Source organism: Delftia sp. 11MD, assembly GCF_050907895.1.
GTDB lineage: Bacteria > Pseudomonadota > Gammaproteobacteria > Burkholderiales > Burkholderiaceae_C > Comamonas > Comamonas tsuruhatensis.
In genome coordinates this window covers 2,617,396-2,631,962 of sequence record NZ_CP194333.1, presented here as the reverse complement: position 1 = coordinate 2,631,962, position 14,567 = coordinate 2,617,396, and the positions used below count along the sequence as shown (strand labels likewise).

The 14,567-nt window shown below is 65.8% G+C and carries 12 protein-coding genes; 10 read left to right on the top strand and 2 right to left on the bottom strand.

Annotated elements, in window-relative coordinates:
* Positions 1-14: 14 nt before the first annotated feature.
* Genes livH through ACRSCF_RS11855 form a run of 4 tightly spaced genes read left to right on the top strand, consistent with a single transcriptional unit; the run spans position 15 to position 3,709 of the window.
* A complete protein-coding gene (gene livH, locus ACRSCF_RS11870) occupies positions 15-941 on the top strand; it encodes a high-affinity branched-chain amino acid ABC transporter permease LivH (RefSeq protein ID WP_016446334.1) in 927 nt (308 codons plus the stop codon).
* Positions 941-2,179 carry a high-affinity branched-chain amino acid ABC transporter permease LivM gene (locus tag ACRSCF_RS11865; RefSeq protein ID WP_016451503.1) on the top strand — a complete coding sequence of 413 codons (1,239 nt, stop codon included), beginning with the start codon at positions 941-943 and terminating at the stop codon, positions 2,177-2,179. The genes livH and ACRSCF_RS11865 overlap by 1 nt, the downstream gene beginning before the upstream one ends.
* Before the next feature lie 52 nt (positions 2,180-2,231).
* A complete protein-coding gene (gene livG / locus ACRSCF_RS11860; RefSeq protein WP_016446336.1) occupies positions 2,232-2,999 on the top strand; it encodes a high-affinity branched-chain amino acid ABC transporter ATP-binding protein LivG in 768 nt (255 codons plus the stop codon).
* Positions 3,000-3,007: 8 nt separating this feature from the next.
* Positions 3,008-3,709, top strand: coding sequence for an ABC transporter ATP-binding protein (locus ACRSCF_RS11855; RefSeq protein WP_026062223.1), 702 nt, complete (start codon positions 3,008-3,010; stop codon positions 3,707-3,709).
* A gap of 99 nt (positions 3,710-3,808) precedes the next feature.
* Here the strand turns inward: ACRSCF_RS11855 and ACRSCF_RS11850 are convergent, their stop codons facing one another.
* A complete protein-coding gene (locus ACRSCF_RS11850) occupies positions 3,809-4,957 on the bottom strand; it encodes a hypothetical protein (protein ID WP_034366186.1) in 1,149 nt (382 codons plus the stop codon).
* Positions 4,958-5,129: 172 nt separating this feature from the next.
* Here ACRSCF_RS11850 and pdxK point away from each other — a divergent pair, with 172 nt between their 5' ends.
* From pdxK to ACRSCF_RS11825, 5 genes are all read left to right on the top strand, one after another.
* Positions 5,130-6,050, top strand: a complete 921-nt coding sequence (gene pdxK / locus ACRSCF_RS11845) for a pyridoxine/pyridoxal/pyridoxamine kinase (protein ID WP_244388072.1) — start codon at positions 5,130-5,132, stop codon at positions 6,048-6,050.
* Entirely contained in the window at positions 6,047-6,823 is a 777-nt protein-coding gene (locus ACRSCF_RS11840; RefSeq protein ID WP_244388071.1) for an SDR family NAD(P)-dependent oxidoreductase, read from the top strand. The genes pdxK and ACRSCF_RS11840 overlap by 4 nt, the downstream gene beginning before the upstream one ends.
* Positions 6,824-7,115: 292 nt before the next feature.
* Positions 7,116-8,090 (top strand): hypothetical protein, encoded by a 975-nt coding sequence (locus ACRSCF_RS11835; protein ID WP_016446341.1) that lies wholly within the window; start codon positions 7,116-7,118, stop codon positions 8,088-8,090.
* 134 nt (positions 8,091-8,224) lie between these two features.
* Entirely contained in the window at positions 8,225-10,891 is a 2,667-nt protein-coding gene (gene ligD / locus ACRSCF_RS11830; RefSeq protein WP_244388070.1) for a DNA ligase D, read from the top strand.
* The gene (locus ACRSCF_RS11825; protein WP_244388069.1) at positions 10,888-11,877 is read left to right on the top strand and encodes a Ku protein; all 990 of its coding nucleotides are present in this window, start codon (positions 10,888-10,890) and stop codon (positions 11,875-11,877) included. Before ligD ends, ACRSCF_RS11825 begins: the two co-directional genes overlap by 4 nt.
* A gap of 201 nt (positions 11,878-12,078) precedes the next feature.
* Here ACRSCF_RS11825 and ACRSCF_RS11820 read toward each other — a convergent pair whose 3' ends face one another.
* The gene (locus tag ACRSCF_RS11820; protein WP_193584794.1) at positions 12,079-12,537 is read right to left on the bottom strand and encodes a hypothetical protein; all 459 of its coding nucleotides are present in this window, start codon (positions 12,535-12,537) and stop codon (positions 12,079-12,081) included.
* Here ACRSCF_RS11820 and ACRSCF_RS11815 point away from each other — a divergent pair.
* The gene (locus tag ACRSCF_RS11815) at positions 12,445-14,532 is read left to right on the top strand and encodes a catalase (protein WP_244388068.1); all 2,088 of its coding nucleotides are present in this window, start codon (positions 12,445-12,447) and stop codon (positions 14,530-14,532) included. The two genes, ACRSCF_RS11820 and ACRSCF_RS11815, sit on opposite strands and share 93 nt — an antisense overlap.
* Positions 14,533-14,567 lie beyond the last annotated feature (35 nt).

Sequence of the window (14,567 nt, the reverse complement as noted above, 5' to 3'; positions counted from 1 at the left end):
GGCGGCATTACACCATGTCAGAACTCTTACCTCAGCTGATACAGCAGCTGTTCAACGGACTGTCCCTGGGCGCCATCTATGCCCTGATCGCCATCGGCTACACGATGGTCTACGGCATCATCGGGATGATCAACTTCGCCCACGGCGACATCTACATGATCGGGGCCTACATCGGCCTGGTCACGCTGTCGGCCATAGGCACGCAAAGCGGCCTGCCGGTGTGGGCCATCATCGGCCTGATGCTGGTGGTCTCGGTCTTCGTCACCGGCGTCTATGGCCTGGTGGTGGAGCAGGTGGCCTACAAGCCGCTGCGCCGCAGTCCCCGCCTGGTGGCCCTGATCTCGGCCATCGGCATGTCCATCTTCTTGCAGAACTGGGTGGCCCTGGGCCAGGGTGCGCGCGACATGGCCGTGCCCTCGCTGCTGCCGGGCGCGCTGCGCTTCGGTGCCGAAGGCGGCTTCGAGATCTATGTGCCCTACTCGCGCATCCTGATCATCGTGGTGGCCATCGTGCTCATGGTGCTGCTGACGCTGTACATCCGCCACTCGCGCATGGGCCGCGCCTCGCGCGCCTGCGCCCAGGACATGCACATGGCCAGCCTGCTGGGCATCGACACCAACCGCGTGATCTCGTTCACCTTCGTGCTGGGCGCCATGCTGGCGGCCGTGGGCGGGGTGCTGATCGCGCTGGCCGTGGGCAAGCTCAACCCGTTCATCGGCTTTCTGGCCGGCATCAAGGCCTTCACGGCCGCGGTGCTGGGCGGCATCGGCTCCATCCCCGGCGCCATGCTTGGCGGCGTGCTGCTGGGCGTGGCCGAAACCTTTGCGGCAGCCTACATCTCGTCCGAGTACAAGGACATCGTGGCCTTCGGCCTGCTTGTGCTGATCCTGCTGTTCCGCCCCACGGGCCTGCTGGGCAAACCTGAAGTGGAGAAGGTCTGATGAAAACCAAACCCACTTTGAACCTGCGCGACGCCCTGATCGCCACGGTAATGACGGCCGTGGTCGTCACGCCCATCTTCGGCCTGCACCTGGAACGTGCCGGCACCCGCACCATCATCAACCCCGACTGGACGGTGGTGGCCTGGGCCTGCGCCCTGGTCTTCCTGGTGCAGCTGCTGCGCCCGCTGATCGCGGCGAAGATGCCCAAGGTCTCGCTGCCCTCGCTGCCGCAGGCGCGCCCCAGCCACCGCAACGGCCTGATGCTGGCGGCCCTGCTGATCGCCGTGTCCTGGCCGTTCTTTGCGGGCCGCAACGCGGTGGACATCGCCACGCTGGCCATGATCTACGTGATGCTGGGCCTGGGCCTGAACATCGTCGTGGGCTTTGCCGGCCTGCTGGACCTGGGCTTCGTGGGCTTCTACGCCGTGGGCGCCTACACCTATGCGCTGCTCTTCCACTGGGCCGGCTGGTCCTTCTGGGAAGCGCTGCCGCTGGCCGGTGCCGCTGCCGCGATGTTCGGCTTCGTGCTGGGCTTTCCGGTGCTGCGGCTGCGCGGTGACTACCTGGCCATCGTGACCCTGGGCTTTGGCGAGATCATCCGCCTGCTGCTGGTCAACCTGACCAGCATCACGGGCGGGCCGGACGGCATCTCCAGCATCCCCAAGCCCACGGTGCTGGGCCTGGAGATGACGCGCACCCCCTCCACCGAGGGCGGCACGACGTTCCACCAGTTCCTGGGGCTGGAGTTCAGCTCGCTGCACATGGTGATCTTCCTGTACCTGATGGCGCTGCTGCTGGCCGTGGTCACGCTGTGGATCTCCAACCGCCTGGTGCGCATGCCCATAGGCCGCGCCTGGGAGGCACTGCGCGAGGACGAGATCGCCTGCCGCTCGCTGGGCCTGAACCCCATGAAGATCAAGCTGTCGGCCTTCACGCTGGGCGCCATGTTCGCCGGCTTCGGCGGTGCCTTCTTCGCGGCGCGCCAAGGCATCGTCAACCCCGAGTCCTTCACCTTCATCGAGTCGGCGCTGATCCTGTCCATCGTGGTGCTGGGCGGCATGGGCTCGCAGCTGGGCGTGATCATCGCGGCCATCTTGCTGACGGTGCTGCCCGAGCTGGCACGAGAGTTCTCCGAGTACCGCATGCTGATCTTCGGCCTGGTGATGGTGCTGATGATGGTCTGGCGCCCGCAGGGCCTGCTGCCCATGCGCCGTCGCCATGTGGAGGTGCGCTCATGAGGCATGCCGACACCATGATTTTTGGGACAACAGATAGCAGCAAGGGCCGGCAATGAGCGAGTATTTGCTAGAAGTCAAAGACCTGTGCATGCGCTTCGGCGGCCTGCTGGCCGTGGACCACGTGGGCTTCAACGTGCGTCCGCAGGAAGTGTTTGCCATCATCGGCCCCAACGGCGCCGGCAAGACCACGGTGTTCAACTGCATCAGCGGTTTCTACCAGCCCAGCAGCGGCTCCATCGCGCTGGACGGCAGCGCCATCGAGGGGCGCAGCAGCCACCACGTGGCCAACCACGGCGTGGTGCGCACCTTCCAGAACGTGCGCCTGTTCAAGTCCATGACGGTGCTGGAAAACCTGCTGGTGGCACAGCACCGCCGCTCGGGCGTCAACCTGCTGTCGGGCCTGTTCAACACGGCGGGCTACCGCCGCAGCGAGGAGGAAAAGATCGAGAGCGCCCTGCACTGGCTGGACGTGATGGGCCTGCGCGAGTTCGTCAACCGCGAGGCCGGCAACCTGGCCTACGGCCACCAGCGCCGCCTGGAGATCGCGCGCTGCATGATCACCAAGCCGCGCGTGCTCATGCTTGACGAACCCGCCGCCGGCCTGAACCCGCAGGAGAAAAAGGACCTGCAGGGCCTGATCGACCAGCTGCGCCGCCAGTACGGCATTGCCGTGCTGCTGATCGAGCACGACATGGGCCTGGTCATGGGCGTGTCCGAGCGCATCCTGGTCATGGAGTACGGCAAGCCCATCGCCATGGGTCTGCCGGATGCCATTCGCAACGATGAACGGGTCATCAAGGCCTATCTGGGAGAAGCCTGATGCCTGCCATGCTGCAACTGGAGAACATCTCCACCCACTACGGCGCCATCTGCGCGGTCGACAGCGTCAGCCTGCACGTCAACCAGGGCGAGATCGTCTCGCTGATCGGCTCCAACGGCGCCGGCAAGACCTCGCTGCTGATGACGGTGTGCGGCAACCCGCGCGCCAGCTCGGGCCGCATCTCGTTCGAGGGCGAGGACATCACCCAGCTTCCTTCGCACCACATCATGCGCAAGGGCATTGCGGTCTCGCCAGAAGGGCGGCGCATCTTCTCGGACCTCACGGTCACCGACAACCTGAAGATGGGCGGATTCTTCCTGGACAAGCCGCAGATCGAGGCCGGCATCGAACATGTGTTCGGCCTCTTCCCGCGCCTGCGCGAGCGCGCCCACCAGCGCGCCGGCACCATGTCGGGCGGCGAGCAGCAGATGCTGGCCATCGGCCGCGCGCTGATGAGCAAGCCCCGCCTGCTGCTGCTGGACGAACCCACGCTGGGCCTGGCGCCGCTGATCATTGCGCAGATCTTCGAGATCATCCAGACCATCCGCGCCGCTGGCGTCACGGTCTTCCTGGTCGAGCAGAACGCCAACCGCGCCCTGCAGATCGCCGACCGCGGCTATGTGCTGGAGACCGGCAAGGTGGTGCTGGAGGACACCGGCGCCAACCTGCTGACCAACGACGCCGTGCGCCGCGCCTACCTGGGCGCCTGAGCGCCTGCGCGCCCGGCAAAACGCCGGCAATACTGCACGCCGGCACTGAACGGAGGCCCGCCATTCGGCGGGCCTTTTCATTTCAGAGCCCGCGAGACCTCATACCAGGCCGCGCTGCTTGAGCAACGCCCAATGCGCATCCGGCAGACGGGCCTTCATGGCCTTCAAGGGATCGACCTCGCCCGTGTTGTCGGCAAAGGCCACCACGAAATCATCGGTCACGGGCAGGCCCGCCTGCCTGACCATGCTCTCCAGCAAGGGCAGCATGTGCCTGAGCACCCGCATGGCCGAGGCATTGCTTTGCTTCATCTCCATCAACTGGCCATGCAGCAGGCAGGCTTCGCCTAGCGCCTCGTCGGAGAACCAGTGCTCATCGGCCTCGCCCATGCCGCGTATCTCGTCCGGCGCCCACAGGTAATACGGAATCTCTTCACCACGCTCCAGCACCGCGCGCCGATAGGATTCGCGCCCCCAGACCAGAAAAGGCGGCCAGGCTGCAGTCAGGTCCTCATGCGTGTAGCAAAGCAAAAGACCGTAGAGCGGTTCACCGCGTGGGATCTGCTGCAAGGCCGTGGCCAGTGACTGCTCCAGCAGCTGCTGCACACGCGCCTCGACGGTCTTCAGCGTCTCGCCCCTGGGCAGGCGCAGGTAGAGCAGCCTGTCGGCACCCGGCTCGGGCTGGCCCTGGGTGTCCAGGTATTGAAGGTGGATGCGATCCAGAACGCCGTCCGCGCCATGCACGAACACATGCCGCGTGAGCCAGGGCTTCTCACGGGTTTCCCAGTTCCGGGTCACGCTGCACTGCAGTTGCCGGCCGTCGTACTCATAACGGCTGTCCATGCCACGGTAGCCAAGGTGCATGTGATGGGCGACCAGCCGCCCCTCCTCGTAGCGGCTTTGGCTGACGGAATCGATGCTGCCGCCTCCATGCCACGACACGGTTGTGCGCTGGCCGGGCGTGTACAGGCATACCTGCTCGCGCGCGTTGGACCGGCATTCGATGACGATACGGCCCTGGGCATCAAAGCCGTGGTGCACATGCTTTTGCGGGTCTGCCCGCCCATCGCTGAGCCAGCGTGCGGCAGGGCCGCCGAACAGCTCACGGGCATAGGGTTCGTCAAAGCTCATGGAGTCGGACGCCCAGCGCCAGCTTGCGACCTGCCTGCGGATCTCGGCCCTCAATCGCTCCGAGGCCTCGGCACCGCTGAATTTCGAATACAGGGCCTGGATTTCTGAAGGGGAATTCATGTTCAAGCGAGATGCATGCGCGCGGAAAAAACCATTCTTGCATGGCGCTCCAATCCCGCTGCCGCGATTCTGGAAGTGGTCTGGCCGTGCTCCCTGGATTGTGCTGCCGGCCCTCGCATGGCAGCGCTATAAATGCAGCTTCGCCCAAGAATTACCACCCGCAAGGCCGCCCATGAACGCCCCCGCCCCCCATGACATGCTGCAACCCCTGGCCATCGACGTGGTGTCCGTGCAGTCCCAGGTCGTCTACGGCCGCGTTGGCAACAACGTGGCCATGCCCACGCTGCAGGCACTGGGGCTGGCGGCGGCGGCCGTGCCCACGGTGGTGTTCAGCAATACGCCGCACTATCCCAGCATCCACGGCGGAGCAATTGCCGCCGAGTGGTTTGCGGGCTATCTGCAGGACCTGGGCGCGCGCGGCGCGCTCAGGCAACTGCAGGCCGTGCTGGCCGGCTACCTGGGCGGGCCGGAACAGGCCGGGCTGCTGGCGGACTGGGTGGCGGGCCTGCTGCAGCAGCGCCCCGGCCTGCGCGTGGTGGTGGACCCGGTGATCGGCGACCACGACAGCGGCATCTACGTGGACCCCGCCATGGTCGAGGCCTACCAGCGCCACCTGCTGCCCCTGGCCGACGGGCTGACACCCAACCATTTCGAGCTGGAACGGCTGACCGCGCGCCCTGTGCACGGCATGGACGATGTGGTCCAGGCCGCGCGCAGCCTGCTGACCGGCCGCACGCAGTGGGTGGCCGTGACCAGCGCGGCGCCCGAGCTGGGCGGCGAGCATGCACTGCGCATGCGCGTGGCGCTGGTCACGCGCGAGGACGTGCATGTGGTCACCCACGCGCGCGTGGATGCGGTGCCCAAGGGAACGGGCGACTTGTTCAGTGCCGCACTCACCGGCCACTGGCTGCAGGGCGCCAGCCTGCGCGAGGCGGCCGAGCGCGCCTGCGAACGCATCGTGCAGGCGCTGGAGCGCACGCGGCAGGCGCGCAGCGCCGAGCTGCTGCTGCCCTCGGACCCCGTCGCCGCCCGGGCAATGACCGCGCAGGCAGCACCGGCAGCACGGGCACAAGCGATACCATCGCCCGCATGAACAATGCATCGCCTCTCCTTTCCCTGACGATTCTCACGGGCGCTTCGCGCGGCATGGGCCTGGCCATGGCCCGGCAACTGCTCGATGCCGGCCATGAGCTGGTCACGCTGTCGCGCTCCACCAGCGAAGACCTGAACCGGGCCGCCGCCACGGCAGGCGCCCCGCTGCAGCAGTGGAGCGTGGACCTGGGCGAGCCCGAGGCAGCGGCCCACAGGCTGGGCGAATGGCTCGCCGGGCTGGACGCCACGCGCTACGCCAGCGTCACCCTGATCAACAACGCGGGCGTGATTCCGCAGATCGCGCCGCTGTCGCAGCTGCGGCCCGCCGACATCGCCCAGGCCATGCGCGTGGGACTGGAGGCGCCCATGCTGCTGACGGCCGCCTTCCTGGCCGCCACCGAAGGCTGGACGGCCGTGCCGCGCAAGGTGCTCAACATCTCTTCCGGCCTGGGGCGGCGCGCCATTGCCTCGCAGGCCTCTTACTGCGCGGCCAAGGCCGGCATGGACCATTTCAGCCGCAGCGTGGCGCTGGACGAGGCGCTCAAGCCCCACGGCGCGCGCATCTGCTCGCTGGCGCCCGGCGTCATCGACACCGACATGCAGGTGCAGCTGCGCAGCGCCGATGCCGCAGCCTTTCCCGATGCAGGCAACTTCGCCCAGCTCAAGGAGGGCGGCAAGCTGTCCACGCCCGAGCAGGCCGCCACCCTGGTGCTGGGCTGGCTGCAGCGCGCGGATTTTGGCGAGCAGGTCGTGGCCGACGTGCGCCAGCCCTGAACGCACGGGTCTGGCAGGCCCGATGCAGCAATGAAAATCCCGGCAGCAGACAGAAACATATCGCCGTGCTGCCGGAAACAATCCAGCCATTCGCCCTGGAAAATATTCCGCAATTTTTACCGGTTGCAGGAATCATTTCCCATATCCAGACCGCGCATTGCCTTCAAAAACGTCATCTGGCAAAGGATGACGTTGTTCGTCTGCGTTTGCCAGTCCCGCTTTTCCAATCCTCCTACAGTGGCATTTATTGCGGCTGGCAAGAATGGGGCACTCAACTCCAGGAAATCCAGCCATGTCCATTGCCTATTCCGATCCCCTGGCAACGCCAGTGGTCCCTGCGGCCAATACATCCGTCAGCGGTGTTTCATGGGCGGCGATATTCGCGGGCGCCATGGCGGCGGCCTCGCTGTCGCTGCTGCTGTTCATTCTGGGCACGGGCCTGGGCCTGTCGTCTGTCTCGGTATGGACCGGCCAAGGCATGGATGCCGGCGCCCTGGGGTGGACGGCCGTGGCCTGGATCGCCTTCACCCAGCTGGCCTCCGCCGGCGTGGGCGGGTACCTGGCCGGGCGGCTGCGCACCCGCTGGCAAGGCGTGCATACGGACGAGGTCTACTTCCGCGACACGGCCCACGGCTTTCTGTCCTGGGCGCTGGCCACGCTGGCCATGGTGGCCCTGATGGGCGCTGCTGCAGGCGGTGCTGTCTCCGGCGCCTTCAAGGCCGCGCAGACCGTGGCCACCAGCGCCTCCAGCGTGGTGGGTGGCGCGATCGGCGCCGCCGGCGGTGCGGCTGCTGGCGGTGCCGCAGCCATGGCCGGTGCCTCGGGCGCCGACGCCTCGCCCCAGGGCCTGGCCTACTGGACCGGCAGCCTGTTCCGCAATTCCGCGGCAACCTCCGGCAGCACAACGCCTGCCGACATGGCCAGCGCCACGCGGGAGGCCGGCGTGATCTTTGCCCAGTCGCTGCGCACCGGCCAGCTTTCTGCGGCCGATGAGCAATATCTGGCCCAGCTGATTGCGCGAAATTCCGATATTCCGGTGGAAGAAGCGCAAAAGAAAGTGCGAAGCACCTTTGATTCCGTACAGATGCAGATAAAGCAGGCCGAGCAAAAGGCAGAAGAGGCCAAGCAAAAGGCCAAGCAGGCCGCTGAAGAAACGCGAAAGGCCACCGCCCATTCCATGCTCTGGCTGTTTGTTTCCCTGATGCTGGGCGCCTTTGTGGGCAGCCTGTGCGCCACCTGGGGTGGCCGCCAACGCGATGCCATTTGATTTTGCATCGCAGTCAACACCATCCAACCATTCATTGAACGGAGGCCATTCATGCGATCCATACTGCTTTTTCTTCTGGGCGTGCCCATTCCCATCATCATCTTGATTGCACTGATGTTCTGAAGGAGCGCCACATGCCCGCACCGCGCCGCAGCCACCCGGTCACGCAGCAGCCGCGGCGGGCTGCTGCGGCCAGCGGGCAGGACAAGGCTGCCGCTTCGCTGGCGGCCTACCGGCAAAAGCGCGACTTCACGCGCACGCCGGAGCCCTCGGCAGAACCTTCCAGCGACACGATTGCAGGGCAGCCCGGCACGGTTGTCCTGCAATTCGTCATTCAAAAGCACTGGGCCAGCCACCTGCACTACGACTTCCGGCTGGAGCTGGACGGCAGCATGAAAAGCTGGGCCGTGCCCAAGGGCCCCAGCTACGACCCGGCCGACAAGCGCATGGCCGTCCAGGTGGAAGACCACCCCATGGCCTACAACCGCTTCGAAGGCCAGATTCCGCCGGGCCAGTACGGTGCGGGCAAGGTCATCATCTGGGACCGGGGCACCTGGTGGCCACAAGGCGACGCCGCCGAGGGCCTTCGCAAGGGCAAGCTCAAGTTCGAACTGCGCGGCCACAAGCTGCAGGGCCGCTGGACCCTGGTGCGCATGCGCGGCAAGGACGATGCCAAAAAACCCGCGTGGCTGCTGATCAAGGAGCATGACGGGCTGGAACGCTCCGCCGGCGAATTCAGCGTGGTCGAGGACATGCCCGACAGCGTGGCCGGCCTTCCCCTGGAACCTGCAGCAGCGGCAACGACAGAAACAGCAACAGCGCCAGCGCCAGCACGAAAGCAGCACGCCGGCACCGCGACCATGCCGCAGGAGATCGCCCCCCAGCTGGCGACCTTGGTGGACCGCCCGCCCACGGAGGCCGGGCAATGGATCTTCGAGAGCAAGTTCGACGGCTACCGCCTGCTGGCCCGCATCGACAGCGGTACCGTGCGGCTTGTCACGCGCAACGGCAAGGACTGGACCGCCAGAATGCCTGCCCTGGCCCGCGCCTTGGCGGCCCTGCCCTTGCAAACAGGCTGGATCGACGGCGAGGTGCTGATGCTGGACAGCGACGACCGCCCCGACTTCCAGGCCCTGCAGAACGCCTTCGACGGCGAGCACACCGACCTGCTGGTCTTCTTCGCCTTCGACCTGCTGTGGCACGACGGCCAGGACCTGCGCCAGCAGCCCGTGGAACAGCGCCGCCAGCGGTTGCAGGAGCTGCTGCACAAGGCGCCGTCGGACCGCGTTCGGTTCAGCCAGGCCTTTGACGCCCCGCCCGCCGATCTGATGGCCGTCGCCTGCCGGCTGGGCCTGGAGGGCGTGATCGGCAAGCGGCGCGGCAGCGCCTACGTCTCGCGGCGCAGCATGGACTGGATCAAGCTCAAGTGCGGCCACCGTCAGGAGTTCGTGATCGCCGGCTATACCGATCCCCAGGGCTCGCGCACCGGCCTGGGGGCCCTGGTCCTCGCCGTGCATGGCGAGGACGGGCAGCTGCACGCGGCCGGCAAGGTCGGCACGGGTTTCAACGCACGCACCCTGGCCGACCTGCGCCAGCGCCTGGACGGCCTGGCCACCGGCACATCCCCGCTGGCAGACACCCGAGGCCTTGGCAGCCAGGTGCACTGGGTGCGCCCCACCCTGCTGGCCGAAGTCTCGTTCGCGCAATGGACCGCGGACGGCCGCATCCGCCACGCCGTATTCCAGGGCCTGCGCACGGACAAGCCTGCGCGCCGCATCGCAAAAGAGGAGCCACAGCACGTGCCATCGACCGCATCTTCACCCCGCACCGCAACCCGCCACAAAGCCGCCCCGCCCCGCATGGCCAAGGCGGCGCGCCTGCCCGCCACGATCGCCATCACCCATGCCGAGCGTGTCATTGACCCCTCCACCGGCATCACCAAGATGGAGCTGGCGCGCTACTACGCCACGGTGGCCCCCTTCATGATCACCCACCTCAAGGCCCGGCCCGTGGCCATGGTGCGCGCGCCGGAGGGCATCGAGGGCGAGCTGTTCTTCCAGAAACACATGGACCAGACGCCGCTGCAGGGCATTGCCGCCCTGGCGCCCGAACTCGATCCCGGCCATGCGCCGCTGATGGAGGTGGCGCGGCGTGAAGGCCTGGTGGCGGCCGCGCAGATGAACACCATCGAATGGCACACCTGGAATGTCCGCCGGGACCGCATCGACCGGCCCGACCGCATGACCTTCGACCTGGACCCCGGCGAGGGCGTGCCCTGGACGCAGGTGCAGGAAGCGGCCACCTTGCTGCATGTGCTGCTGCAGGAGCTGGAGCTGCCGGCCTTCCTCAAGACCAGCGGCGGCAAGGGCCTGCATGTGGTCGTGCCGATCAAGCGGCTGCTGGACTGGGACACGGTCAAGGCCTTCTCCCAGGCCGTGGTCCAGCACCTGGCCAGCACCGTGCCCCAGCGCTTCGTGGCCAAGAGCGGGCCACGCAACCGCGTGGGAAAAATCTTCGTGGACTACCTGCGCAACGGCTTTGGCGCCACCACGGCCTGCGCGTGGACAGCGCGTGCGCGGCCCGGCATGGGCATCTCCGTGCCCGTGGGCTGGAACGAGCTCGACAGGCTCACGGGCGGCGCGCACTGGACCATTCGCTCGGTGGACCAGCGCCTGCGCCTGGGCAACTCGCCCTGGGAGCACTACGGCACGGCGGCCACCAGCCTGGGCCGCGCCATGAAGGCGCTGGGCTTCGAGGCACCGGCCCGCGAAGAGCCGCCAACGAGGAAAGCACAACGATGACCAGGAAAGCCACATCTCCCCGCACGGCCCCGGCCGTCTCCTCGCGCAGCCTGTGGAAGGGGGCCATCAGCTTTGGCCTGGTCCACATCCCGATAGGCCTGTATGCAGCCACGGCCAGCACGGACATCGACTTCGACTGGCTGGACAAGCGCAACATGCAGCCCGTGGGCTACAAGCGCATCAACAAGGTCACAGGCAAGGAGGTGGCCTCGGCCGACATCGTCAAGGGCGTGGAATTCGAAGAAGGCCGCTACGTGGTGCTGAGCGCCGAAGAGATTGCCGCCGCCTTTCCCAAGACCACGCAGACCATAGAGATCGAGGCCTTTGTCGATGCCGACGATATCCCCTTCATCTACCTGGAGCGGCCCTACTACACCGCCCCCCTGCACCGGGGCGGGAAGGTCTACGCACTGCTGCGCGAGGCGCTGCGCAAGAGCAACAAGGTGGGCGTGGCCAAGGTCGTCATCCAGGCCAAGCAGCACCTGGCCATCCTGATCCCCTGCGGCCGGGCGCTGGTGCTGAACCTGCTGCGCTGGGGCGGCGAGATCCGTTCCTTCGAGCAGCTGGACCTGCCGCCGCTGGACGCAAGGGCCGCAGGCATCAAGGCCGCCGAAATGACCATGGCCCTGGCACTGATCAAGGACATGAGCCAGGCCTGGGACGCCGACCAGTTCCGCAACTCCTTCAGCGAGGAAATCCACCAGCTGGTGCAGGCCAAGGCCCATGCGGGCGACGTGCAAAGTGTGCAAAGGCAGCAGGACGCGCCCGCCGCACCCGCCAACGCAGCCGTGCTGGATCTGACCGCCCTGCTCAGGAGCAGCCTGGGCAAGGCAGGCAGCGGGGCCCCCGCCTCCGCGGCCAAGGAAAAAAATACCGGGGCGGTGGCAAAAGCTGCAAAAGCTGCAAAAGCGCCCGCGACCCGGACAACGCCCAAGCCCCGAAAGCCAGCGTCCAAGGCGCCTGCAAAACGTTCAACATCCAAATGAAAGGGACCATTGCCGTTTTGCATAATCTACAAATGGCATTTCATGATAAAAAATACATGCATTTTTGCCGCAAAAATGGATTCCATGATATTCATAGCAAATTCCAATGATTTACCAAAAGTAATCTTCCGAATTTCCTACACGCCGTGGATTTTTCAGGCAGCACAATGAAATTGCAGTGATGACGGCATCGCTGTTTACTTAAGGAGTATGGAAATGACGCAACAGACCAATAACCCTCAAGGCAACACGGCCAGCAACCAGCAAAACGACAAGAACAAGCAGAACCAGCAGCAGCAACAAAACAATCCGGGGCAGCAGCAGCAAAGCAATCCCAATAATCCCAACCATCAGCAACAGCAGAGCAACCCCCAGCGCAACCAGCCGGGTCAGCAGCAAAAGCAGGACAGCCACCAGCAGCGTTGAGCCGCAGGTTGCATGACCTGAAAAAAGGGTCCTCCGGGCCCTTTTTTTATTTTCCCATTGCGGCAACTGAAAAACATACCGTTGCTCCGCTTGAAATATCCGCGTCAAAAGAACATGGCGTTCATTCCCAAGGAGTGCATCATGGCCAAGAAAGCCCCAGCTGAAAAGAAATCCCCATCCCAATGCCCCGTTGGCCACGGCGGAGAACTCCAGCAGCAGGCCGAAGCCTCTCATCCTGTATTGACGACGCAGCAGGGCATACCGGTTGCGGACAACCAGAATTCATTGAAGCAAGGGCCAAAGGGACCCACGCTGCTGGAAGATTTCATATTGCGCGAGAAAATCACGCATTTCGACCATGAGCGCATTCCGGAGCGGATCGTCCATGCACGCGGCACAGGTGTCCACGGTTATTTCCAGCTGACCGATTCACTGGAGCAGTACACCACCGCCAAGGTGCTGACCGAAACCGGCAAGCAGGTGCCGGTCTTCGTGCGCTTTTCCACCGTGGCCGGCGGCGCAGGCTCGGTGGACACCCCGCGCGATGTGCGCGGCTTCGCCATCAAGTTCTATACCGAAGAGGGCAACTGGGATCTGGTCGGCAACAACATTCCGGTGTTCTTCATCCAGGACGCCATGAAATTTCCCGACATGGTCCATGCCGTGAAGATGGAGCCGGACCGGGGCTTTCCACAGGCCGCCACGGCGCACGACACGTTCTGGGACTTCATCTCCCTCATGCCCGAGTCCATGCACATGGTCATGTGGATCATGAGCGACCGCACCATCGCGCGCAGCCTACGCATGATCGAGGGCTTTGGCGTGCATAGTTTCCGGCTGGTCAATGCGCAAGGCAAAAGCACCTTCGTGAAATTTCACTGGCGGCCTGAGCTGGGCATCCAGTCCACGGTCTGGGACGAGGCCCTGAAGCTGCAGGCCGCCGACAACGACTACCACCGCCGCGACCTGTTCGAGGCCATCGAGGCGGGCGACTACCCGGCCTGGGAGCTGTGCGTGCAGCTGTTCTCGCAGGAACAGGCCGACGCCCTGCCCTATGACCATCTGGACCCCACCAAGATCATTCCGGAAGAGGAAATACCGCTGCGCAAGATCGGCCGCTTCGTGCTGGACCGCTGGCCCGACAACTTCTTTGCCGAGACCGAGCAGGTCGCCTTCTGCCCGGCCAACCTGCCCCCGGGCATCGACTTCAGCAACGATCCGCTGTTGCAGGGCCGCCTTTTCTCTTACCTGGACACCCAGCTGTCGCGACTGGGCGGGCCCAACTTCACGCAGCTGCCCATCAACGCGCCCAAATGCCCGTTTGCCCACGACCAGCGCGACGGCCATATGCAGACCCAGGTGCCCAAGGGCCGCGTGGCCTACGAGCCCTCCAGCCTGCAGGCCGACAGTCCGCGCGCCTCGGCGGCGCGCGGCTTCAGGCACTTTGCCCAGGATGACGGGGACGGCGCCAAGGGCCGCATCCGCCCCGAAAGCTTTGCCGACCACTACAGCCAGGCGCGCATGTTCTACGCCAGCCAGAGCGCGGTGGAGCAGGCCCACATCGCCAGCGCCCTGGTGTTCGAGCTGTCCAAGGTGCAGACGCCGCATGTGCGACTGGCCGTGGTGGGCCACCTGCAGGTGATAGACGCCGACCTGGCAAAGCGCGTGGCCGACGGCCTGGGCCTGCCCCAGCTGCCGCCTGCCGCCAAGCCAGCCGTGCCCCCGCAAAAGCTGCCGCCCAGCCCGGCCACGCGCATCATCGACCGCATGAAACCCACACTGCAGGGCCGCTGCGTGGCCATCCTGGTGGATGAAGGCTCCAGCGCCCGGCACATTGCCGCCTTCCACAAGGCCCTGGTGGCGCAAAAGGCCAGCGTGAAGATCATTGCGCCCAAGATCGGCGGCGCCACGCTGGACGACGGCAGCCACCTGCCTGCAGACGGCCAGTTGGCCGGATCGCCCTCGGCGCAGTTCGACGCCGTGGTGTCCATCCTCACGCCGCAGCGCGGCGAAGCCCTGGCCCGGGAAGCGGCCGCGCAGGACTGGTTCCGCGATGCCTTCGGCCACCTCAAGGCCATTGCGGCCTGCAAGGCCACGGGGCACATCCTGCAGACCGCGGGCATCACGCCGGACGAGGGCGTGTTTCCCATCGACACGCCCAAGCCCTTTGTCGAAGGCGCCAAGAAACGCTTCTGGGACCGCGAGCCCACGCTGAGGACGCTGGCCTGAGGCCGCAGGCCACCGGTTTTCGCGAATCATTGCTA

What these genes read in the sequence shown, in the direction of transcription:
- livG (WP_016446336.1), top strand. Translation starts at nt 2,232, where the DNA reads ATGAGCGAGTATTTGCTAGAAGTCAAAGACCTGTGCATGCGCTTCGGC.
- ligD (WP_244388070.1), top strand. Translation starts at nt 8,225, where the DNA reads ATGCCCGCACCGCGCCGCAGCCACCCGGTCACGCAGCAGCCGCGGCGG.
- ACRSCF_RS11840 (WP_244388071.1), top strand. Translation starts at nt 6,047, where the DNA reads ATGAACAATGCATCGCCTCTCCTTTCCCTGACGATTCTCACGGGCGCT.
- livH (WP_016446334.1), top strand. Translation starts at nt 15, where the DNA reads ATGTCAGAACTCTTACCTCAGCTGATACAGCAGCTGTTCAACGGACTG.
- ACRSCF_RS11820 (WP_193584794.1), bottom strand. Translation starts at nt 12,537, where the DNA reads ATGAGAGGCTTCGGCCTGCTGCTGGAGTTCTCCGCCGTGGCCAACGGG.
- ACRSCF_RS11865 (WP_016451503.1), top strand. Translation starts at nt 941, where the DNA reads ATGAAAACCAAACCCACTTTGAACCTGCGCGACGCCCTGATCGCCACG.
- ACRSCF_RS11825 (WP_244388069.1), top strand. Translation starts at nt 10,888, where the DNA reads ATGACCAGGAAAGCCACATCTCCCCGCACGGCCCCGGCCGTCTCCTCG.
- ACRSCF_RS11835 (WP_016446341.1), top strand. Translation starts at nt 7,116, where the DNA reads ATGTCCATTGCCTATTCCGATCCCCTGGCAACGCCAGTGGTCCCTGCG.
- ACRSCF_RS11850 (WP_034366186.1), bottom strand. Translation starts at nt 4,957, where the DNA reads ATGAATTCCCCTTCAGAAATCCAGGCCCTGTATTCGAAATTCAGCGGT.
- ACRSCF_RS11855 (WP_026062223.1), top strand. Translation starts at nt 3,008, where the DNA reads ATGCTGCAACTGGAGAACATCTCCACCCACTACGGCGCCATCTGCGCG.
- ACRSCF_RS11815 (WP_244388068.1), top strand. Translation starts at nt 12,445, where the DNA reads ATGGCCAAGAAAGCCCCAGCTGAAAAGAAATCCCCATCCCAATGCCCC.
- pdxK (WP_244388072.1), top strand. Translation starts at nt 5,130, where the DNA reads ATGAACGCCCCCGCCCCCCATGACATGCTGCAACCCCTGGCCATCGAC.